The following is a 19,071-nucleotide window of genomic DNA, read 5'->3' as shown; positions in this document are numbered from 1 at the left end:
GCTACCATTCCTTGACCCCGTCTGCCGCTTCCTCACTCGCACCTTTGGCGCCGCGGGTGACAGTTTCGAGATTGCCGCGGGACTGATTGATACGGGTTCTGCCGCCGGACTGAGCCGCGCGAACCTCATCACCGATCCCGGACGGATCGACCGTCGGAACCACTCCGCCCGAGCCGCCGCCACGCGGTCCTTGTGACCGCACATCGCCTGGACCCGAGACACCTGGACGCGCGACCGGGGCAAAGGCTGGCAGGCTCAAATCGCCTTCGATCTGGTCGTGCAGGCGGTCGGCATAGGTCTCGACGAACCGGGCCTGGAGCTGCTGTCCCTTCGGACTCATCTGGAAGTTGATGTCGTCGAACCGGACCGGCCCATAGTAGTCGCGGTTCGCCTCGATCTCGGCCATGCCCCATTCGCGATAGGCCTGACTGAGGTTGAGTGAGCCTGCGGCATTGGAGCCTTCGTACCACGTGGCTTGATGATCGAGGCGGCTGGCGAGCTCCTCCGAGCGGCGTGCTTCGACCGTGTAGGACTGTCCTTCGGTCAGCGAGCGGGTCAACCCAGCAGAACTGGTAGCGATCTGAGAGTTCGAACTCGAGCTGGTCTGACGCAGGAACCCATCGCGCGTGCTCGACCAGTTCCTGCTTTCCGAGAGCTGCTGCAGGGTCCCCGCGATCCGGTTGCGGTCCTCAGAGGCAATGCCGACGTCGCTGTCCGTCCAGCTCTGATTGCGTCCGCCTTTGACTCCAATCGCAGCACTTCCGGCACCTCTTTCGGCCTTCAATCCAAGTGAGGCATCTCCATTCAGGAACCACGACACGGTGATGTCGTCCGCGGCCCGGCGCGACAAGCCGAACTGGCGCTGCAGGGTAGTCGAAGCATTGTCGACTTCGCTGAATGCGGTGCCGACGCTGTCGCTGCTGCCCGTGCCTCTGACAGATTCGAAGGACCGGCCCTGGCTGTAGGCATTGCGGATCTCGTTGAAGCTGGTGATCGCCGAGCTGGTCGATTGCTGGGCGAGGTTCGAATAGGATTCGCTCTGGCCGCGGCTCTGGCTGGCCATGGTCGAGAGCCGGCCGGTGAAATCCTTCCCAAGCGTTGGGGTGAACGGGTACTGCGAGCTTGGCACGGTCGCGAACTCGGCTTCGCTGAAGCTCGTCGTCTGCGTACCCGCTTCGCTGAAACCGCGCGTCTGCGCCGCGCCATAGGAAATGCTCGGGTTGAGCGCACCTTGCGCAAACTGCCGCGAGAACACCGTCGAATTGTCGAGATTGCTGTTGCCGAGCGAGACGTTGCCCGTGCTCGCCTCGCGCGCCGCTTCCTCGGCCGCGTTCTGGCTCGGGTTGAGATAGGAGGTAGCGTGCCCGGAGATCGCCAGCGCGCCCTTGGCAATGCCGCCGGCAAGGAACGGGACCGAGGCGACGAGATAACCAGCGAGGAGCCCGATATCGCGATTGACGTCGGTCATGCCGGCAAAGCTTGCAAGCGTAAGCCCGGTCCCGCCACCGGCCGCCGTGACATCACCCGCCCCTTTGAACATCAGGATCATGTGCAAGATTACGAACAGGGGCCCCCAGGCGGCGAGGTAGAAGAAGCCCGTGACATAGCCCCTCAGTGCCACCGGCCCGGTCTTCGGCATCAAGAACAGCGGGAAGATCACCGGGAACATCGCGTAGAATACGACGGTCAGCACGACATTGAGGATCGGCACCCATTTCATCGCGTTCTCGGCGATCGAGGCGTAGGTCCGCTCGGTCTGGATGTCGGCACGGGTCTGGGCGAAGACATCGATGCCCGAGGTGCCGCTGGCTCCGGCAAAGCCGTGCATCGCCTGGTTCATCGCGTTGATCGTCAGGACCTGGCGGAAGATATCGCTCGCGCTCTTCGAAACCCCTGACAGGTATTGGTAGGCAACCGGCAGGTCGGCGAGCAGCTTGGTCTTGGCGAGTACTGCGGTTTGTCGGGGATAGAGCTGTCGCCCGGAGCTCAGCGCTATGGCATCGATCAGCCCGGCCCACTGGTTGGACAGCGCGGTATAGGCCTCGCGGCAGGTAACGATCGAAGCGGTCACGCTGTCGTCGGCCTGGCGGGTCAGGAACTTCTGTGCGCGCGCCGCCGACCCCGGTGCAATCGTCGCCCAGATGTCGTCGCTTTCGGCGAGCTGCTTCATCGAATATCGGCCGAGCAGCAGATCGTAGAACACGCATTGCCGGACATGCTCGTCGAGGTTCGCGGCAAATTCCGGGTCGGAGATCCGCAGGCTCCGTGTCGCTTCGAGCAGCCGCGCGCCGTAGATCATCCCATTGCGCGAATAGTTGAGATCGTCGGGCAGGCCGAACACCAGCTCGGCCGAGTGCGTCAGGTAGTCGCCGACCTGGCTGGTGAAGCTCGCCATCAGCGCAAGGCCGATCGGCACATTGGCGACATTGGCCGGAGCCAGGCCCGGATTGACGCGGTCGGTCACATGGACGTCGATGCGCGGCACCATCAGGCACATATAGATCAGCGTCGCGCCAAGGAACCAGTTGAGCCAGGCACGCCAGTCCTGATTGAACGCGAGCACGATCACGGCCAGCGCCAGCCCCATGACCATGGCAACCTGGATCAGGCTCTTGTAGCCGCCTGCGCCCGTCCAGCTGGCGACCGCGTTCAGAACGTTGACGATGTATTCGCCGCCGCCAACCGTGAAGATTTCGATCATGGCCGTTGGCCCCTATGGAACGATGGAACGGGATTGGAGCGCGCGCGACCAGTCGAGCGATGCCGCCATCGAAGGCGACATTGAGGCCGCCAGCATGTTCTCGATCATCGCGGTCTTCTCGATGATCTGCATGATCCCGAGGACCTTGAGGTGCGTGTTCGACTGCCGGTCGGCGAGCGCCTGGCGCACCGTGTTGACTTGGGCTTGCCACATCTGGATCTTGGCCTCGTCAGCCCCGATGAAGCTCGACATCGAACGGCCGGCCTCGCTGACGATCCGGTCGAGCACGGCGAACAACAGGTCGATGCTGGCCAGTTCGGCGAGCGTTTCGCGATCGTCCGTGGCCATGCCGCGGCCATAGGCGGCCTGGACGGTCAGGATCTTGTAGAGCGGCACGCTCGAGACCTGGAGCAGCTCCTTTTCTGCCTCGGTGATCGCCGTATCGGTCCGCACTGCCTGGACCATGCCGTCGATGAGGACCGACACGCGGTGGCGCAGTGACTTCGAGATCGGCAGGTTGAGCGACCTGAACCCGGGATCGAGGCACTTATCGGGCTCGTCGCAGTGGAAGATCAGCACGTTACCATTGCTGGTGCCGTCAAGCAGCGAGGTGACCAGCGTCGAGGAGCTTTCGCCGACGATCGGCACGAACTTGCCCGGCTCGTCGTCCTTTGGGGGCACGTAGATGATCGTGCCGAGCAAGGTCATCGCATATTCGGCAAGCTCCTGGTCGAACTGGCCGTTCGGCGAGAAGAACGCGGACTTCTTGAGGATGGTCCAGGTGTAGTTCCGCGCCACGCCGGGATTGACGTCATCGTACTTGCCGTTGCCGTTCTGGAGCGTGCTCGATCGCTGCCCCCGCGTCCCGCAGCCGTGCTTGGCAGCGGCATAGTCGGTGAAGATGCCCTCGCTGTTGCCGATCGCTTCGCACACCGCCTTGTCGGCAAGATCGCCCTTGGGCCAGATCCCGCCCACCAGCCCCTGCGCCAGTTCGCAGGAGTTGATGTTGAGGTTATTCATGAGCTGCGCCTTTTGCGCGAACTCCTGCATGATCTTCGAGCACTCGGGGCAGACCGTGTCGATCGCCAGGCTGAAGGCGAACCCGACGGCATTGTTGGCGACGGCTTTCAGGAGCGCGACGATCTCGCTCGCGTTGATGAAGCTGAAGCTCCCTGCGAAGATGTCGATCCCGCCGCAGCCCGCCCGGGCGCGGGGCAATTGCAGGTTGGCCAAGTTGGTCGTCTTCTGGGGAAAGCGCGTCCAGACATTGCCTAGGCTGTAATAGCCCGCCGATTGGCCCTGGAACGCGGTCGGTCCGGTGACGTTCCCGGCCGCGCCCATGTCGTCCATGAAGCGGTCCATGCTGTCACCGACATTGGCCTGGAGCGGAGTGACAGCGAGGCTCGACGCGGCGAGCGCGAGCGCCACTTTGCGCAGCTTAGTAATCATGGCCGGCTTCCTTGGAGGTCAGGAGAAAGATGCGGTCCTGCAGTTCGTCGGCCGAAAGGACCCCGTATCCGATCGGGATCGGGCGCTTGGCGACACTGTCCCACAGCACCAGCGCCGGCGTGATCCGGGGCTCGAGGCCCATGCGGGGTCGCTGGCCGTTCTCGACGCTGTAGTTCGGAAAATGCCGCGAAGGACCGCCGTCGGTCGAGATGGCCCGGACCGTGAGGTGCCAGCGATCGGCCACCGACTTGACGATCGGGCTCATGACTTCGCAGGCGCCGCAGGTCTGGGCAAAGAAGTAGAACAGGCCATAACGCTCTGAGAGATGTGACATGACCGTGTCACGCTCGGCGGTACGCGCATCTTGCCATTGCCGTTTGGCCAGCGTCCCGACCGGGCGCTCGAGCGTGTAGTCGAGCTCCGGGTCCTGCCAGATCGCGCGTTGCCAGACGTCGGAGAATAGCGAGGCCCGGTCGAGCTGCTCGCGCTGGAAACGGATATAGGCGGTCACGTTCTCCGGGCTGGGCTCGATGATCGCCCGGGCCTTGAGTTCGCGCAGCGTCGTCGTGATCGCGTCGAGCTGGGCCGCGGCCGAGCTTGCATGCGGCGGCGCCTGGTCTGCTGGCGGCGCCTTCGGCCGAACGCAGTAGAACCAGTACCCGAGCCGGCGCTCGGCGCAGTAGAAGCTGTCGCCGCTCTGCGCTCCGGCCTGTTCCTGGCGCGGCGCTTGGGCCTGCAGCGGTATCGCCGTGGTGGAGACTGCTGCCATCAGTATGGCAGCAAGCCCGGTGCGAAGCGCGCTCATGGAGTGCTCCTTTCGTAATAGTCGCGGATTTTCTGCTGGATGAGCTCGGAGGTCTGGAGCTCGTCGGGGAGCCGTGCGGCGTCGGTGAACTCGGCGTAGACTTCGGAGAAATCCATGCGGCTGAGGTCGAGCCGGGCGAACTCCTCGAGGGTGAAGCCAAGGCACTGCTCGGTCTTGGGCTTGGCCCACGGTTTGGGCAGCTGAGCGCGGCCCTGTTCCTGGAGGATGCGGCTGAGCTTGGATTCGAAGCAGCAGTAGACCTTCTTCTTGGTCAGGCAGACCCCGAGGAAGCTCGACGAGCAATAGGTCCCGACATAGGCACACAGGCCCTGGACATCGCGCTCGTGGAGCAGGACCTCTTCGCGGCTGCAACCGAGCATGACGAGCAGCTGGATCCCCGGGATCAGTGGGAAGCCCTTGCCCTTGCAGCAGTTGAGGATCCCGAAGACCTTGGACGAGCAGGTCTCGCGCGTACCCTTGAACAGGGTCATGGTCGCCGGATCGAACTCGCGGCGCGCCTGGTCCATTGCGTTCAAGGCGACGACGGCATCCTTGAATTCGTCGTTGGCTTCTCTTTGAATTGTCTCGCACGACCCGTCGATGCAGTAGACATCGCCGTCACAGACATATTGCTGCCCGGTGTTCTGCCCGGCCGGGACCGGGCACGCGTAAACCCGCTCAGCGGTCGAACATGGCGAGTCATCGGTCAGGCAATCCTCGCGCACGAACTTGCAGGCGCCATTGGCTTCAAGCTCGCCGCAATCGTTGCCGGGGGTCCTGACCGTGCAGGTATAGCCGCGCTGCCAGGCCCAGCAGGGCTGCGTCACCGCGATCCCGTCGACGATCCGGGTAACCGGATCGCTGTCGGTGCAGACCTCGGTGCCGAGCGTGCAATTGCTATCGCTGGCGAGCGGGGCGCATTGGCTTTCGTTCCTGATGGTGGAGACGACCTGCCGAGAGGTCACGCTGATCGGGGTGGCCCCGGTCACCGGCGCCGAGCAGGTATATTCGGCAATCGGATCGCCCGGCTCGGTGCAGATGAACCGGGTACCCTCCTTGTAACCTTGCAGACAGGGACCGGGGTGGCTGCCGGTCAGCTGGCAGATCGGGAGATCGAAAGTGGTGCACTCGGGATCAAGCCGCGGACAGTAATAGAGATAGTCGGTGACGGTAGTGGCGCTCGCATCGAGCGTCACCTGGCAGCCCGCGCTCTTCTGCTCGGCGGTATAGCCGGTATTGCAGGTCGCCATGTAGGTGCCGACCGAACCGGTACCGGGCGGCAATGGCACGCAATTGCCCGCCGATCCCGAGACCGTCATGCCGCTGGTGTAGTCGAGCGGGGTCTCGCTGATCGCACCCGACCGCGCGAGAATGCTCTCGATCTCCTGCGGCGAGAACTTCGCGCGGCTGCGCATGCTGCCCTCGATCGCGCGCACTGCCGGGTTGGTGGTTGCGGCGCTGCGGGCCGCGCCCTCGATCCGGTCGGGATTGCTCGCGAGGCCCTCAAGACCTTGGGTGGCGGCGGGATCGAACCCCGGCACCCGCGCGGCGTCGGGCGCGGTCGTTGCCGCATCCTTGGCGCGGTCCATGATCGCCGCGCCGAACGCCTTGCCATCGGCCTTGGCGTCCGAGGTCGTTTGCGCGGCGGCAGGAATGGAATTGATGGCAAGCAGCGCAGCAGCGAGCGATTTGAAGACGGCCTTCATCGATCCTCTCCCTCGAGCCGGGCGAGATGGAGGCGGGCAAGCGCGGCGCCCGGGCCGCCGCCTTGGCTGAACGTCTCGAGGACCTGGGCCACCGTGACATTGCCGGTGAGCCGGTCGTGCGGCGGCGGCGTGTCCTGGCAGTCGAAGCCGTCGCATGGCGCAAAGTCGCTGGCCGTCATGACGAAGCTTGGCGCCGCATCGATGTGAAAGGCGCGAAACAGCCGGGGATCGATCCCGAGCGCGGCCGGAGCGTCCGCGCCTTGCCAGATGGCCGCCAGGGTCTGCTTGAACCGCGCGGCATCGCCTGCCGGAAACCCGCGCAGAACCGTGACCCCGCCCGCGCGGCCCATGTCACGGACCAGCGCCTTCAAGGCTTCGGGCGGCATCGACAGGCTGGCAAAAGCGATGAAGCGCGGGCCTTCGGAAAGCGGCGCCTTCTCCGCCTCGGCGCGGCTCTTGACCATGGCTTCGAAGTCGAAGGTGTCGCTCGATTGCACCAAGGGCGGCAGGCTCTCAGCATAGCGCGCCGCGCTCGCTTGTGCATCGCCCTGGCTTTGCACCGCCTGGTCCTGCACAGCCTCGGCTCGGCGGCGAACCGTGGCTGCGAGCGCCTCGGCATCCTCGGCATGCTGCGCGGCATTGGCCCGAATTGCCGCAAGATCGATGTCGTCGGGCGTGCTCTGCGCGAGCGCCAGTCCAGCGAGCGAGATCCCCGCAGCGAGCGGCAAGAGGAGGAGTTTCCGGTTCATAGCGCGCAGCAGTTCCGCTTGCGCCAGACGAGGTAGCCCATGTCCTCGCCGATCGCGGGAATGACCTGTCCGGCCGATTGAAAGGTGGTGGCGGCCCCGATCGGGGGACAGGCGTAGCGTCCCTTGGTCGCCGGGTTCGGATTGGTGGCCTGGAAGCGGTATTGCTGCTTCCGCATCACCGGCATCAGGTACTTGCCGCAAAGTCCCTTGCCGCCCATCGTCCCCCAGGCGACGAGCTCGCGGTGGAGCTTGTAGGCGAAGCGCGACAGCACGAGCCGCGAGGCCTGGACGTGGCCAATCGAAGCCGAGACGTTGCCGTTCATCGGGTACATCGAGCCCTGGCAGCCCGCGCACCAGAACATCTCGTCAATCGGCAGCTTCACCGTCGAGGCAACGCAGTCCGCCGCGCAGGCGGCGAGCGCCAGCGGGTTGGCGAAGAGCACCGCCTCGGGGTTGATGATCGCGGTGAGCTCGCTGTCCTGCCAGAGCGGGTCGATCTCGGAGATGTAGAGGATGTCGATCGAGCCGGACTCGAGGCAGAGGAAGTCGGCGACGATCTCCATCCAGTAGATCAGCGGATAGGCGTACCAGTGGACGTGCCAGCTCGAATAGTTCTGGCTTGCGCCGCCGACCGCCGAGGGCCCCTTGATCGAGCGGAAGCCGATATCGAACCCGGGGTCGAGCTTCATCCCGCCGAGGTTGACGAAACACCAGGGCTTCATCGAGACGTCGGCGAGCCGGACCGGCTCCCAGAAGCCCAGGGCGATCCCCGGCCGCAGGCCGCAGAGGCACAGCGGCAGGTCGGGGTTGTCGGGATCGGGCCGGTTCGAAGGCCAGATCTTGAGCCCGCCAACCGAGATCGGGAACAGGCACGACCAGCAGATGTCCGTGATCGGATTGACGAAGCTACCAGTGCAGCGGCCAGGACCTGCAGCGGCGCTGGCCGGGCTGGCCAGCGCCAGGCCCAGCGCGCCAAGCGCGGCGGCGGCGATCTTGCGAAGACGTTTCATGGCCGGGCTCCCTTGGCCTGGGGAAGGACGATCTCGCTCACTTCGAGCAGCCGGCCTTGCTGGCGCACGCGGGCCGGGACCGCGCGGATCGCAAAATGCGTGCTGAGCTTGCCGCCCTGGTCGAAGTAGAAACGGCGCTGGCGGGCCTTCATCAGTTGCAGCGGTGCGCCGCGCACGAGGATCAGCTTGGCACCAGGCGACTGGCGGAGCGCCCAAGCGAGCTGGTCGGGATCGTCGCCATCGAAGAACAGGAGATCTGCGCGCAGCTCGACACTGTCGAGCGGGTTGACCCGGGTGCCGCGCGCATGGATGAGCTCGCCCTTGGCACCTCGAATATCGGTTTCGAGCGTGATCGTCGGATCGAACGACCACTGCCGCGCGGCTTGGGCGCGGACCAGCCCGGCGACCGGTTCGGGCCGCTCGACCCGGGCCACTGTCCGCCGCTTCAGCTCCTCGTTGAGCCGGGCGGTTTCACCCGACTGCTCCATGGCGAGGAGCCGGGCATGGATCTGCTGAAGCAGGTCGCGTTCGATCAGCGGGAAGACCGTGCCCTGCTGGCCGTAGTCGCGCGCCTGGACCGGACCCGCCAGCACGAGGGCGAGCGGCAAGAGAAGTGCGCGCCTCACAGGATTGCCCTTCCGCTGCCGAGGATCTGGCCGCGGCAGGCAAAGCCGACCTCGGCGTAGCGGCTGTCGAAGCCGCGGGGATGGTCGCTGCCGACATAGTAGCAGCCGCGCGGGATCTCGCCTTCGGGTCCGGGGGTGAGCGCGAGGCCGAGCCGTGTGCGCGAGAGCCGCACGGCGACCTTGCGCCCGTTGATCAGGACGTCTGCACCCTGGTGGCTTACCCGATCGCCGGGTAGACCGAGGACGCGCTTGCCGAACATGTGTGGTCCCTTGCCGAAATGCCGCTCCAGCAGCGGCGAAGCCGGCGGTTCGAAGAAGATCAGGCTGCCCGCGCCGATCGGCGCCGCCTTGTCGAGCCAGAACGCCCAGTTGGGCAGGCTCGGGCTGGTGTTGATCAGGAAGGCATGGCTCTCGCCGAACGCGGCGAGCGGCGCCCAGGCGAAGGGCAAGGCGACCAGGCCGGTGAGGATCAGAGGGCGTTTGAGCGCCCGGGCAAGAGCGGCAAAGCGCTGGGTCATCATTGCATCTCCGCAGCGAGGCGCGCGGCAATCCGCCGCTCGAGCTCTGGGGTTGCGTCAGGCACTTCGCCGGCCAGGACCGCTTCGGCGACCAGCACCACCCGTCCGCCCGTGCCCATGTCCTTGACCGCGGCTTCGGCCGCCTTGAGGTAGGCCAGCGTGCGGGCTTGGCCTTCCTGGGGATCCTTCTGCGCGCGGGCCTCGGCATCAACGAAGCGCGCGATGGTTTCCGCAAGGCGCACCGTGACGATCTGTTCGCGCGGGCGCGCGAGCTCGCGGCTGACCCAGGCGCCCCAAAGCAGGAGCCCGACCAGGAGCAGAACCGCCCCGAGACGCAAGGCGAGCACGCGATTGAAAGATGGCAGTCGGGGAGCATCAGCCATGGTCGGCCTCCTTGGAAGGGCTGGGAGCGAGTGCGGCGTCGAGGCGCCGCAGGAACCGGGGTGCGCGCAGCAGCAACACGCCAAGGGTCAGGATCACGAACGCGCCCTGGAGGTCCTGCGAGAAGCCGAGCCGGCGCACTGCGTCGGCATCGCGGTAGTGCTCGGCGAGGTTCATGAGCTGGCTGAAGAGCAGCGACAGGTCCCAGCCTGCGACCAGCAGGAACAGGAACAGCGGCACGCCGAGCACGATCAGCAGGCTCGAGACCGCGAACCGCGCCGCCTCGATCAGGACGAAGCAGGTCCCCTGGAGAAAGGGCAGCAGCCGGATGGGCGGCGACCAGGTGCCGATGTGGTCGAACGGGGTCTGGTGGAAGGGCATCAGCCGGCTCTTTCTGCAAGGCCGGCGACTTGGCGGATCGCATCGGCGAGCGGGAGCCCGCGCGCTTCGAGCGCCTGGATCGCGGCATAGGTCTCGGGATCGGAGGAGAAGATCGTCGCCGAAAGCGGATCGAGCACCAGGCGGCCGACCGCCTCGGTCTCGGGACCCTTGATGAAGATCTCCGAGTATTCTGCGCCTGATCGCTTCAGCGAGCGGATCAGCGTCTCGGTCCGGTCGTCCATGTCGAGCCGCGAACTCTGCCGGAAATCGGCAATCGTCTCGGCCTTCTGCTGGAGGATCAGCATCCAGTCGCTGTTCTCGAGCGCCGCGCGCGCGCCGTCGGACTTGTAGTAATCGTTGAGGCTCTGGGTCGCGGTCGCGAGCGCGCCGCCGTACTTGCGCGCGGTGCGCGCGTAAGTCTCGACGAATTCGCCCATCGACCCGCCCTTGAGCATCGACCAGGCCTCGTCGATCAGCAGCAGCTTCTTGGTCGCGCGCGAGGTCCGGGTCATGGCCTGGCCGGTCATGAACATGATCGCCGAGAGGACCACGCTTCTGAGCTCCTCCCGGCTGGCGAGATCGCTCATCTCGAAGACCGTGAAATCATCGTCGAGCGCGAAGCTGGCTCGCCCCGAGAAGAACCCGCCGTAGGAGCCGCCGCGGCAATAGGGCGCGATCGCGGTCGCGAGGTTTGTTCCGAGCTCGCCGCCGCCGCTGCTCAGCGTGGCGGCAATGTCATCGATCGAGCCGCCGCTCCCGAGCGTGTCCCAGACCGTGGTGACCGCTCGGTCGATCAGCCCGCGCTCGGTGTCGCTGGGCTTGTCGCCGTGGCGCGCCATTTGGCCGACGATTGCCTTGATCATCGCGAAGCAATCGAGCCGGTAGTCCTCGTCGGCTTCGGCGCGGGCATCATCGACCATCGAGAAGGGATTGAGCGAGAACCCGGCGGCGAGCGTGAACTCGACGAAGCGCCCGCCCTGGAGCTTGACCGAGTGCTCGAACGAACGGCCGTCGTCGATCACCACGACCTTGGCGCCCGCCCCGCGCAGCGCCGCGCAGAGTTCCTGGAGCAGGACCGACTTGCCCGATCCCGACTTGCCGCAAATCGCGATGTTGTGGTTGCCCGCGCCGTTCTCGAACGGCGACCACCAGAATGGTTGGCCGCGGCGACCGACGAGCAGGAGATGGGGCACCGCCCGGCCGAGGTACTCACCCTGCATCGGCGCAATGTTCGCCGCCGTGGTCGAGAGCATGGTCCGCATGCGCTTCAGGCGCTGCATGTCGTCGGCAAGCCCGTCAGCGAGGCTCAGCGGAAAGGCCGCGACCAGGCCCTGGAGCTGGAGGAATCGTTCGTCAGCCAAATCCCAGCCCGCGGCCTTGAAGATCGCCTTGATCACCCGCTCATGCGCGTCGCCCTGGCCGAGCGGCGAATAGCTGGTGAGCCCGTAGAACAGCTTGACCAGCTTCTTGCCGGCCTGGATCTCGCTCTGGACGTGGCGCCACTCGGCCGATTGGTCGGCAAGCTTGGGAAGGAAGCGCGCGCTTTTGGTCTGGCTGAGACTGGTGGTGCGCATGAACTTGTAGCCCGCGCGCGCCGAAGCGGCTTCCTGGTCTGGATAGACCAGGCACAACATGGTCGCGGTCGGACAAGGAAAGCGCAGCTTGTCGGTGAACATGTCGCCGATCAGCCGTGCGCATTCCCACGGCGCCCAGCGCTCGGGAAACGAGCGCACCGCGAAATGGCGCAAGTCAAAGCTGTCGGGCAGGCACTCGCCGACCTGGGGGTGCCCAGTCTTGTCGCGCCCCACTTCGCGAAACCGCTCGGTCCGCAGGACCAGGCGGTCGTCCTCGACCTCGATCTCGATGTCGCGGCGGATGGCCTGGACGTCGATCTGCTCGAGCGGGTTCCAGTGGCTGGGCTCGGGCTCGCGCGCCGTGGTCGGCGAGGTGAGCTCGTCGACCAGGCCAATCAGGGCCGAAGGGCGGAGCGCATGGGCTTCGAGCCCGAGCGAATGGATCAGCCCGAGCAGGCCCTCGCGGCATTCGCCGAGTTCGCCGTCGCTGACCTTGCTGCCTTCGGGCACCCCGAGCGAGACGATCAGCCGGGTGCTGCGGACATGGAACGGCGCATGGACCGAGCCGCTTTCCCAAACGAGATCGTAGAACCGCGCGATCCGCTCGCGCCCGATCGCCTCGTAGATCCCGCCCTGCTCGTAGCGCGGGGCGAACCACGGCGAGACGACTTGGCCGATCCGCGGGCTGGCGAAGTTGAGCACCTGGAGGCAGGCTCCCTCGGGCAGCCCTTCGGAGAAGAACTGCCCGAGGATCTCGCCGGTACGTTCGTCGGCGCCGATCAGCGGGGTGACCTCGAGGATGAAGCCTTTCGAACGCGCATTGCGGTAGAGCCCGGCGCTCTCGTCGTAGACCCGGTAGGGGAGCCAGTCGGAGAGCATGTCGAGCGCAAATCCCGCGCGCGGTTTCTCGGCAGCGGCCGTGTCGGCAAAGAGCGAGCCCATCAGCGCGTCGCGGGCCTTGGCGAGCGAATAGGTCATGGCTTCGGACTTTCGGTTGCGACCGGCGCTTCGGCCTGGTGTTCAAGGTGGGGGACCCGGCTGGGGCTGAGGGAGGGGCCGGGTCCCCCGGCCGGAGCGTGCTGCGAGGGGGCAGTCAGCACGTCCGGCAAGGCGGAAATGGTGGGTTCGGGATCGGGCGCTGGAACGGCCTGGTCCTGCGGCTGCCGCGCGGCGGCGACCACACGGGCGAGCGCCCGGGCGACTTCGCGCCGGCTCGCCGGATCCTTGAAGTGTTTGCCGATCGGATCGGGCAGCGGCACTTCGACGACCCGCGCTTCGTGGGTGCGGCCTTGTGCATCGCGGAAGGCGGCGAGCACGACCTTGAGCCGGTCGGCGCCAGGGCCACGGTCGGCCGGGCGGTCGGCCCGGTGCTCGGCGAGCGTTGTCACCGTCTCGTTGATGGCTGCGCGGATCGCGCGTTCGTCGATCACCGAGGTCGGTGCACAGTCGCCTGCTGGCGCCTTGCAGGTGAAGCTGCCCTTGACGTTGCCGCCGAGCATAGCGCAGCCGGAACTGGCAAGCACGAGCGCGGCGAGCGCCAGCGGACGATGGATGGCGATCTTGCCCATCAGCGGTCTCCCTTGCTCTGGTCGAGGCCGAGGAAGCGGCGGATTTCCGCAGCGGGGCGGTAGCCCTGGAGCACCGCGCCATCGCTCGGGCGGACCATGACAGGGGTGCCGTTGAAGCCATTCGCCTTGGCGAAAGCTTCGTTGGCCTCGAGCCCCTTGGCCTTGCAGTTCTTGCGCGGAGCCGGGGCCTGACCTGCGTAAGCCCGGTGCAGCGCCTCGGCGGGATCGGCCGCGCAGAGCACCGCCTCGGACAAGGCCCGGCTCTTGGCCCCGAAGATCGAGATCGGGCGTTCCTCGACGCGAACTCCGGCCTTGGCCAGTTCGCCGGTCAGGCGCTGGCAGTAGCCGCACTGGAAATCGGAGAAGACCACGACCTTGGGAGCAGCGGGATTGCCCCAATGGATCGCGCCATCGGTCGGCAGCAAATTGAGGTCGACATGCGTGGGAACCGCCGGGCCAGGCTCGTCACCCTTTTCGGCGGCGTCCTTGCCTGCGCGCGCCGCGCCCGCGGCGATGAGGTCAGGGTTGAGCTCGAGCAGGCGCGCGGCGGTGACATCGCGGCGCGTTTCCATGTCGTAGAGCCGGCCGACGACGAGGTAGCGGGCAGCTTGGTCGACGTAGAACAGCGTCTTGCCCGAAACCACTTCGCAAAGGCCGCCGAAGCCCTCGCAATTGAGCGCATCGATCGGCGTCTTGGGCAGCCGCGCGGCGAGCGCGGCGCGCACATCCGCAGTCATTTCGCTCGCGAGCGCGGGCTCAGAGGTCAGTGTCGCCAGCCCGAGACCGAGCACGGTCAAGGTTCCGGCAAGCGCGAGCGCGGCGGTAGCCGCCCGGGCTTTGAGCCCGGGTTGGAATTCGATGTAGTTCATTTCGTATTGCTCCTGACGTGAACGCCGTCGAGAAAGACGATCTCGACCTCGATGCCGGTCGGCATCTCGACGACGGGTTGGTATTGTTCGGCCCTCTCGATGAGGTACTTGCTCACCGTGTCGGCGGCTTCGCCCGCCCCTTGGCCGAAGCCGCCGGCGAGGATGTCGGTTGGCGAGAGCGCCTGGCGCTTGCCGTCCGCGCCGGTGGTCTGGGTGAAGACCGAGTTGGCGTTGGCCGAGAAGCCTCGACCGAACCCGCCGACGATCCCGGCGATCAGCGCCTGGCCGACGAGGCTGCCCTCGCGGCTGACGACCCGGCCGCGCACGCCCGACTTGCCGGCGAAGCTGATGAAGCCCTTGACCTCGCTGACCGCGTAGCGGCCATCGGGCTGCGCGCAGGTCATCCGGGCGAGCTTGACGTAGACCTTCTCGCTCGAGAGGTCGCCGCGCGCCGCGCCGTTGACGAGGCAACCGGTGAGGTCGGTGGTCAGCACCCGGCCGCCGCGCATCACCGAGCGCGCCGGGCCGGTGATCCTGAGCACAACCGGAAGCGGGTCGGTCTGGCTGGCAACGCCGGTCGAGGCATCGACCCCGACGATTACCCGCGCCGGGGCATAGGAGTTGGGCGGGAGGTAATCGGGGCTATCCTGCAGCAGCAGCTGCGGGGCCGCATTGTCAGTGGCGGGCTTCTTGGGGCCGGCATTGCCGGTCTCGAAGCTCATCAGGCTGACCTTCTGCTCTTCGTTTCCTGGTCCTGCACCCGCCGGGCGGGCACTGGCACCTACGCCAGCACCGGGCCCATAGGCGGGCGGCGGCGGCAGGGGTGTCGCTGGCGCACGCGCCGCTTGGTCGAGCTGGGCCTTGAGCGCTGCGTTCTCGGCCGAGATCGCATCGATCGCGTGCTGGCCATCGGTGCGCATCTGCGCGTTCTCGCTCTTGAGCGCGGCGAGCTGCTGTTCGAGCTCGGGCCGGGGAACCTGGCCGTCCTTGAGCGCCTTGATTTCGCGGTCCTGCGCATCGGCGCGGTTGCCGTAGGTCGCGACGAACTCGCGCTCGGATAGATTGCGATTGACGAGGCCGCCCGTATCGATGGTGACGGGATCACCCGCGGCACCGGCATGCTTGGCGTCATCGCCGCTGAACAGGAAGGTCGCCCCGCCGATCAGCGCGAGTCCGCCGACACCCACGAGCAGCAGCTTCTGGCGCTGCGCGATCTGGCGATTGAGGTTGCGCCGACCTTGCTCGCGGCGGCTTTCCGGGGTGGTGACCGCTTCGACCTGCTCGGCGGACACTTCGGCCTGGGCCGGTTTGGGATCGTTGGCCATTATTCGAGCCCTCCCTTGCGGAAGACCAGGAAGGCGCTGGTTGCCTCGTTCGGGCCGAGCGTGTCGCGGCCATAGGCAAAGGCGATCGTGCCGGCCGGGCCTTCGTGGTCGGCGGCGAGATCGAGCGGTTCCTTGCCGAGATTGCGCAGCACGAAGCGCTGGCCGGTGAGCTCGGCGCCGACATATTCGGCGACCAGCTGGACCTCGATCCCGCCGGTCTTGCGCGGCAGCCCGAGTTCGGTCCGCGCCGAAAAGCCGGGGAGCACCGCATCGCCCGCCATCGCCTCGATCAGCCGCAGCGCCGCATCCTCGGGGCCGCTGGCCTGCTCCCAGTCGCCCGCCTCGTGCGCCTTGAGCGCCGGGTTGGTGACAAAGATCTGGCTCGCTTCCTGGGCTGCGGTCTTGCAGGCGAACTTGTAGACGTAGCCCGCCTTGCTGGTCGCGAAGAAGCTCACCCGGTCGGCGGCGAACTGCGGCGGGACCGAGATGTAGATGTCACCGCGCACCGGCTCATGGGTGACCGTGAAATCGTTGTAGGGGTAAGCGCTGGCGATCTTCGAGACATTGGCGAAGCCGTCGCCGACCAGTGCAATACGGGTGAGTTCGCCGCGCGAGAGCACGCAGTCGACCTTGGCGTTATCGGCCGCCTCGACGAACTGGTCGGCAAAGGCCGGGTTCGCTGTGAAGGCGAGGACGCACAGCGCCGCGCCGAAAGCTTTGAAGCCGGGGTCGATCCGGCGCGCCGCGCCAAGGCCGAAGCAGGCGAGACCGGCGCCAAGCGCGGGTGATAGGCATGGGGTGAGAGAGCTCGGGGCCATGGGTCAGTCCTTCTGGTTTGGGTCTTGCAGCTGCTCGAAGCCGGAGAGCGCGAGGGCGAGGCCCCGCTTGGTCCAGCGGAAGCGGAAGCTGCGATCGTTGCTGGCGATCACCTGGGCGCCGACGAAGGTCTTGAGGGTCCCGGTGACGGTTGAGGTCAGGCCGGCAGGATCCACCTCCATCTTGCGGATGACGAAGGCCTGGCTGATGTCCGAGCCGCGCTGCTCGTCGACGATCTTGACGAGCTCCGCCTTGAGGCGTCCATGCGCTGCCGGGTCGGCGATCCCCAGGATCGCGGCCATCCAGTAGTCGAGGCCTTGCGGGCTCCGGTTAAGCAGCATCAGCGCGGTGTCGCGGGTGACGAGCTCGAGGTAGTGCGCGTCGGGTCCGGCGCTCGACAGCGCCAGCCGTTCACTGGTGACCGGCACCAGAACCAGCTCGCGGTCCCGGGTCGCGGCAGCCCCCACGCCGAAGAGCGTGGTGACCGCAAGCACCCCGGCGACCAGGGCCAGCTGGTTGCGCTGGCGCAGGTACTTCTGCGCCTCCTCGTAAGCGAATTCTGCGCGCATCGCGTGTCTCCCTCAGCCGGCCAGCAGGCGGCAGTGGGAGGGCGGCGTGGCCTTCAGTCCGAGAAGACCACCCGGCAGGTACCAGTAGGCAGCATGCACCAGCGCCGAGCCCGCATTTCCGGATTTCGCCTTCCGCAAGACGAACCAGGTCGCAAAGGACAGAGCGATCCCGATGAAGATGTGCTGCGCCAGGATCCCCCAGGTGAAGGGGACCAGAAGCCCCGCGAACTCGTCGATGGTCCAGAAGCCGATGAGCTCCGGGTCGTCGAGGCGTTGGGGAACGAGGTACCTGTCGGCCATGCGTGCCGCCCTCCAGTTGCGTGACCGGATCCGCTGTTCAGATGACCGCGGTCACGACCGAGGTGACGATCGGCACGCCAGTGCCGACGCCGATGCCGACGCCCACCGGGACGGCGATCTGGCCGAGGGTGAAGCGGCCCGAGGCGAGGCCGATGAGGCCGCCCGCGAGGCTCAGCACGGTGATGATCTTGCCGCCCGAACCCTCCAGGAAATCCGTGAATTTGGTGAGCGCGGGATCGAAGGTGGTATCGGCGCCGGCATAGGCCGCACCGGCACAAGCCAGCGCGACCAGGGCGGGGACAATGTAGTCCTTGAGCCGGGGACGCCGGGCAAGCTGCAGAGGGGTATTCATGGGCAGGAACTCCAAGGGTTGAAGAAGCAGCAAGCGGCAAACCGTTCGCTGTCTGTTCTTGGTGTCCTGCGACCGCCCCTGTAGGAAATGCCGCGCTGCGATTTGGGAACCGTCGCCAAGCAAAAAGCGACATTGGAGGCGGTCAGTGCGTGGTTCTGCGCGGACCGTGCCGCGCTGAGCGCCAATTCGGCCGGATATCGCGCCAGGCAAGCCGGTTAGCGCGATTGGCTGACCCGATTTTGCGCGAATCGTCTGGCAGCGGTGATTCGCCTTGTCCTATCTGTTCCTTTTTTGTTCTTTTCGTTTTCCTACACCCTTCCTCTGGGCTTACCAGGCGAGTCGATCATGCAAAGACAGGAGGAACCCAATGATCGACATGGCAATGCTCGGCGAGACCCAGATCAGGCGTGACCTCGCCCAGCTGCTGCATACGGCCGTTGAACTGAGCGGCCGCAATCGCTGCGAAATCGCGCGCGAGGCCGAGATTCATAAGGACGCGCTGCGCCGGACTCTTGTTGGCGAGCGCAGCCCAACTGTTGGCGAAGCGCTGCGCATCCTGGCTTCGGCCGGCATGTCGCCGCACGCCCAGTTGCTTTTGTTCCTCGGTGCCGGCGGCGATCTCACCACGCGCTGGCTGCAGACCGACATCGCGCAGTTCTTCGAGGAGTTCATCGGGGAGTTGCCCGGAGCGCTCGAGCGGGTGCTCGGCAACCAGGTCCACGATGTGAAACCGCGCTGGGCCAAGGGCACCGCCCACCGCGTCGCCCGGCTGCTTGCCGATCATATCGACGAGCTCGAACGCAAGGACGCGCTCCTTGGCGACACTCTGGGAGCGGGAGGTCGTCATGGCTGAGATGGCACCGGACAGTGTTCCCGAACCGAAGCGGGTGACGCGACTGATCCGTCTCAAGGAAGTCCAGCACCGCGTCGGGCTTGGTCGATCGACGATCTACCGCTGGATGAGCGAGGGCAAGTTTCCGAAGCCGGTACAGTTGGGTGGATATGCGGTGGCTTGGGCAGAAGACGATATCCAAAACTGGATCGCTATGCGGCTTGATTAAAGATCCAGTCCAAGCGGTGGCTAGCTAGCAGCGGTGTTATCGATCGTCCCCGTCGAGGCGAGTTCGAAAGGAAGTTCGAATTCGAGTGGGACACCCTCCGAGAATGACAGGCTCGCGATGAACCTCTGCGAACCACCGATAAGTTGGCGATCGAGTATCTCGATGGCTGCCTTGTCTATGGTCAAACCACATTTTGGCTTCAGAACCTTACAAGACGAGCTCACCTCTTGACCGGACTCGCTGACGGATACGGAGCCATCGTAGAAAAGTGGAATATCATGATGAAGGGACGCAAGCGGCGAGATGCTGGG

Annotated in this window: 21 protein-coding genes; 2 read left to right on the top strand and 19 right to left on the bottom strand. The window is 66.1% G+C overall.

The genetic code is table 11. The annotated features are described in order from the left end of the window. Position 1: 1 nt before the first annotated feature. The 18 genes from NSE01_RS19410 to NSE01_RS19325 are packed head-to-tail and all read right to left on the bottom strand — an operon-like array spanning position 2 to position 17,699. On the bottom strand, positions 2 to 2,701 hold the full coding sequence (locus tag NSE01_RS19410; protein ID WP_147161254.1) for a conjugal transfer protein TraG N-terminal domain-containing protein: 2,700 nt from the start codon (positions 2,699 to 2,701) through the stop codon (positions 2 to 4). A 12-nt stretch (positions 2,702 to 2,713) separates the two neighbouring features. Then, a complete protein-coding gene (locus NSE01_RS19405; protein WP_147161253.1) occupies positions 2,714 to 4,150 on the bottom strand; it encodes a conjugal transfer protein TraH in 1,437 nt (478 codons plus the stop codon). Beyond that, positions 4,140 to 4,955: a conjugal transfer protein TraF gene (locus tag NSE01_RS19400; protein WP_246135295.1), complete on the bottom strand. Its 816-nt coding sequence runs from the start codon at positions 4,953 to 4,955 to the stop codon at positions 4,140 to 4,142. The genes NSE01_RS19405 and NSE01_RS19400 overlap by 11 nt, the downstream gene beginning before the upstream one ends. Next, positions 4,952 to 6,661, bottom strand: a complete 1,710-nt coding sequence (locus tag NSE01_RS19395) for a conjugal transfer protein TraN (protein ID WP_147161252.1) — start codon at positions 6,659 to 6,661, stop codon at positions 4,952 to 4,954. The genes NSE01_RS19400 and NSE01_RS19395 overlap by 4 nt, the downstream gene beginning before the upstream one ends. Further along, the gene (gene trbC / locus NSE01_RS19390) at positions 6,658 to 7,410 is read right to left on the bottom strand and encodes a type-F conjugative transfer system pilin assembly protein TrbC (protein WP_147161251.1); all 753 of its coding nucleotides are present in this window, start codon (positions 7,408 to 7,410) and stop codon (positions 6,658 to 6,660) included. The genes NSE01_RS19395 and trbC overlap by 4 nt, the downstream gene beginning before the upstream one ends. Then, positions 7,407 to 8,420, bottom strand: a complete 1,014-nt coding sequence (gene traU / locus NSE01_RS19385; RefSeq protein ID WP_147161250.1) for a conjugal transfer pilus assembly protein TraU — start codon at positions 8,418 to 8,420, stop codon at positions 7,407 to 7,409. Before traU ends, trbC begins: the two co-directional genes overlap by 4 nt. Continuing rightward, positions 8,417 to 9,046, bottom strand: a complete 630-nt coding sequence (gene traW / locus NSE01_RS19380) for a type-F conjugative transfer system protein TraW (protein ID WP_147161249.1) — start codon at positions 9,044 to 9,046, stop codon at positions 8,417 to 8,419. The genes traU and traW overlap by 4 nt, the downstream gene beginning before the upstream one ends. Continuing rightward, on the bottom strand, positions 9,043 to 9,564 hold the full coding sequence (locus NSE01_RS19375) for a S26 family signal peptidase (protein ID WP_147161248.1): 522 nt from the start codon (positions 9,562 to 9,564) through the stop codon (positions 9,043 to 9,045). Before NSE01_RS19375 ends, traW begins: the two co-directional genes overlap by 4 nt. Next, on the bottom strand, positions 9,564 to 9,947 hold the full coding sequence (locus NSE01_RS19370) for a TrbI F-type domain-containing protein (RefSeq protein WP_147161247.1): 384 nt from the start codon (positions 9,945 to 9,947) through the stop codon (positions 9,564 to 9,566). Before NSE01_RS19370 ends, NSE01_RS19375 begins: the two co-directional genes overlap by 1 nt. Further along, complete coding sequence (locus NSE01_RS19365) at positions 9,940 to 10,326, bottom strand: hypothetical protein (protein WP_147161246.1); 387 nt, start codon at positions 10,324 to 10,326, stop codon at positions 9,940 to 9,942. The genes NSE01_RS19370 and NSE01_RS19365 overlap by 8 nt, the downstream gene beginning before the upstream one ends. After that, the gene (traC, locus tag NSE01_RS19360; RefSeq protein WP_147161245.1) at positions 10,326 to 12,878 is read right to left on the bottom strand and encodes a type IV secretion system protein TraC; all 2,553 of its coding nucleotides are present in this window, start codon (positions 12,876 to 12,878) and stop codon (positions 10,326 to 10,328) included. The genes NSE01_RS19365 and traC overlap by 1 nt, the downstream gene beginning before the upstream one ends. Further along, positions 12,875 to 13,468 carry a hypothetical protein gene (locus tag NSE01_RS19355; protein WP_147161244.1) on the bottom strand — a complete coding sequence of 198 codons (594 nt, stop codon included), beginning with the start codon at positions 13,466 to 13,468 and terminating at the stop codon, positions 12,875 to 12,877. The genes traC and NSE01_RS19355 overlap by 4 nt, the downstream gene beginning before the upstream one ends. After that, on the bottom strand, positions 13,468 to 14,337 hold the full coding sequence (locus NSE01_RS19350; RefSeq protein ID WP_147161243.1) for a DsbC family protein: 870 nt from the start codon (positions 14,335 to 14,337) through the stop codon (positions 13,468 to 13,470). The genes NSE01_RS19355 and NSE01_RS19350 overlap by 1 nt, the downstream gene beginning before the upstream one ends. Further along, complete coding sequence (locus tag NSE01_RS19345; protein WP_147161242.1) at positions 14,334 to 15,662, bottom strand: TraB/VirB10 family protein; 1,329 nt, start codon at positions 15,660 to 15,662, stop codon at positions 14,334 to 14,336. Before NSE01_RS19345 ends, NSE01_RS19350 begins: the two co-directional genes overlap by 4 nt. Beyond that, a complete protein-coding gene (locus NSE01_RS19340; protein ID WP_147161241.1) occupies positions 15,662 to 16,480 on the bottom strand; it encodes a type-F conjugative transfer system secretin TraK in 819 nt (272 codons plus the stop codon). Before NSE01_RS19340 ends, NSE01_RS19345 begins: the two co-directional genes overlap by 1 nt. Before the next feature lie 3 nt (positions 16,481 to 16,483). After that, a complete protein-coding gene (locus NSE01_RS19335) occupies positions 16,484 to 17,047 on the bottom strand; it encodes a type IV conjugative transfer system protein TraE (protein ID WP_147161240.1) in 564 nt (187 codons plus the stop codon). Positions 17,048 to 17,059: 12 nt separating this feature from the next. After that, positions 17,060 to 17,347 (bottom strand): type IV conjugative transfer system protein TraL, encoded by a 288-nt coding sequence (gene traL, locus NSE01_RS19330; protein WP_147161239.1) that lies wholly within the window; start codon positions 17,345 to 17,347, stop codon positions 17,060 to 17,062. Positions 17,348 to 17,384: 37 nt separating this feature from the next. Continuing rightward, entirely contained in the window at positions 17,385 to 17,699 is a 315-nt protein-coding gene (locus NSE01_RS19325) for a DUF2523 domain-containing protein (protein ID WP_147161238.1), read from the bottom strand. A gap of 367 nt (positions 17,700 to 18,066) precedes the next feature. Here NSE01_RS19325 and NSE01_RS19320 point away from each other — a divergent pair, with 367 nt between their 5' ends. Together NSE01_RS19320 and NSE01_RS19315 are read left to right on the top strand one after the other, a co-directional pair. After that, a complete protein-coding gene (locus NSE01_RS19320; protein WP_147161237.1) occupies positions 18,067 to 18,552 on the top strand; it encodes a hypothetical protein in 486 nt (161 codons plus the stop codon). After that, complete coding sequence (locus NSE01_RS19315; protein WP_147161236.1) at positions 18,545 to 18,760, top strand: helix-turn-helix transcriptional regulator; 216 nt, start codon at positions 18,545 to 18,547, stop codon at positions 18,758 to 18,760. Before NSE01_RS19320 ends, NSE01_RS19315 begins: the two co-directional genes overlap by 8 nt. Positions 18,761 to 18,780: 20 nt before the next feature. Here the strand turns inward: NSE01_RS19315 and NSE01_RS21590 are convergent. After that, on the bottom strand, positions 18,781 to 19,071 hold a 291-nt coding region (locus NSE01_RS21590; protein ID WP_218033308.1), incomplete at its 5' end, for a hypothetical protein.

The organism is Novosphingobium sediminis (assembly GCF_007991615.1).
GTDB classification, from domain to species: domain Bacteria; phylum Pseudomonadota; class Alphaproteobacteria; order Sphingomonadales; family Sphingomonadaceae; genus Novosphingobium; species Novosphingobium sediminis.
This window is presented reverse-complemented; position numbering and strand designations above follow the sequence as displayed.

Bases quoted from the DNA above. Each gene is read 5' to 3' on its own strand.
- NSE01_RS19355 (WP_147161244.1), bottom strand. From the start codon at position 13,468: ATGGGCAAGATCGCCATCCATCGTCCGCTGGCGCTCGCCGCGCTCGTG.
- traC (WP_147161245.1), bottom strand. From the start codon at position 12,878: ATGACCTATTCGCTCGCCAAGGCCCGCGACGCGCTGATGGGCTCGCTC.
- NSE01_RS19370 (WP_147161247.1), bottom strand. From the start codon at position 9,947: ATGGCTGATGCTCCCCGACTGCCATCTTTCAATCGCGTGCTCGCCTTG.
- NSE01_RS19410 (WP_147161254.1), bottom strand. From the start codon at position 2,701: ATGATCGAAATCTTCACGGTTGGCGGCGGCGAATACATCGTCAACGTT.
- NSE01_RS19405 (WP_147161253.1), bottom strand. From the start codon at position 4,150: ATGATTACTAAGCTGCGCAAAGTGGCGCTCGCGCTCGCCGCGTCGAGC.
- traU (WP_147161250.1), bottom strand. From the start codon at position 8,420: ATGAAACGTCTTCGCAAGATCGCCGCCGCCGCGCTTGGCGCGCTGGGC.
- NSE01_RS19320 (WP_147161237.1), top strand. From the start codon at position 18,067: ATGATCGACATGGCAATGCTCGGCGAGACCCAGATCAGGCGTGACCTC.
- NSE01_RS19315 (WP_147161236.1), top strand. From the start codon at position 18,545: ATGGCTGAGATGGCACCGGACAGTGTTCCCGAACCGAAGCGGGTGACG.
- NSE01_RS19400 (WP_246135295.1), bottom strand. From the start codon at position 4,955: ATGAGCGCGCTTCGCACCGGGCTTGCTGCCATACTGATGGCAGCAGTC.
- traL (WP_147161239.1), bottom strand. From the start codon at position 17,347: ATGGCCGACAGGTACCTCGTTCCCCAACGCCTCGACGACCCGGAGCTC.
- NSE01_RS19335 (WP_147161240.1), bottom strand. From the start codon at position 17,047: ATGCGCGCAGAATTCGCTTACGAGGAGGCGCAGAAGTACCTGCGCCAG.
- NSE01_RS19395 (WP_147161252.1), bottom strand. From the start codon at position 6,661: ATGAAGGCCGTCTTCAAATCGCTCGCTGCTGCGCTGCTTGCCATCAAT.
- NSE01_RS19345 (WP_147161242.1), bottom strand. From the start codon at position 15,662: ATGGCCAACGATCCCAAACCGGCCCAGGCCGAAGTGTCCGCCGAGCAG.
- NSE01_RS19325 (WP_147161238.1), bottom strand. From the start codon at position 17,699: ATGAATACCCCTCTGCAGCTTGCCCGGCGTCCCCGGCTCAAGGACTAC.
- NSE01_RS19340 (WP_147161241.1), bottom strand. From the start codon at position 16,480: ATGGCCCCGAGCTCTCTCACCCCATGCCTATCACCCGCGCTTGGCGCC.
- trbC (WP_147161251.1), bottom strand. From the start codon at position 7,410: ATGAACCGGAAACTCCTCCTCTTGCCGCTCGCTGCGGGGATCTCGCTC.
- NSE01_RS19350 (WP_147161243.1), bottom strand. From the start codon at position 14,337: ATGAACTACATCGAATTCCAACCCGGGCTCAAAGCCCGGGCGGCTACC.
- NSE01_RS19375 (WP_147161248.1), bottom strand. From the start codon at position 9,564: ATGACCCAGCGCTTTGCCGCTCTTGCCCGGGCGCTCAAACGCCCTCTG.
- NSE01_RS19365 (WP_147161246.1), bottom strand. From the start codon at position 10,326: ATGCCCTTCCACCAGACCCCGTTCGACCACATCGGCACCTGGTCGCCG.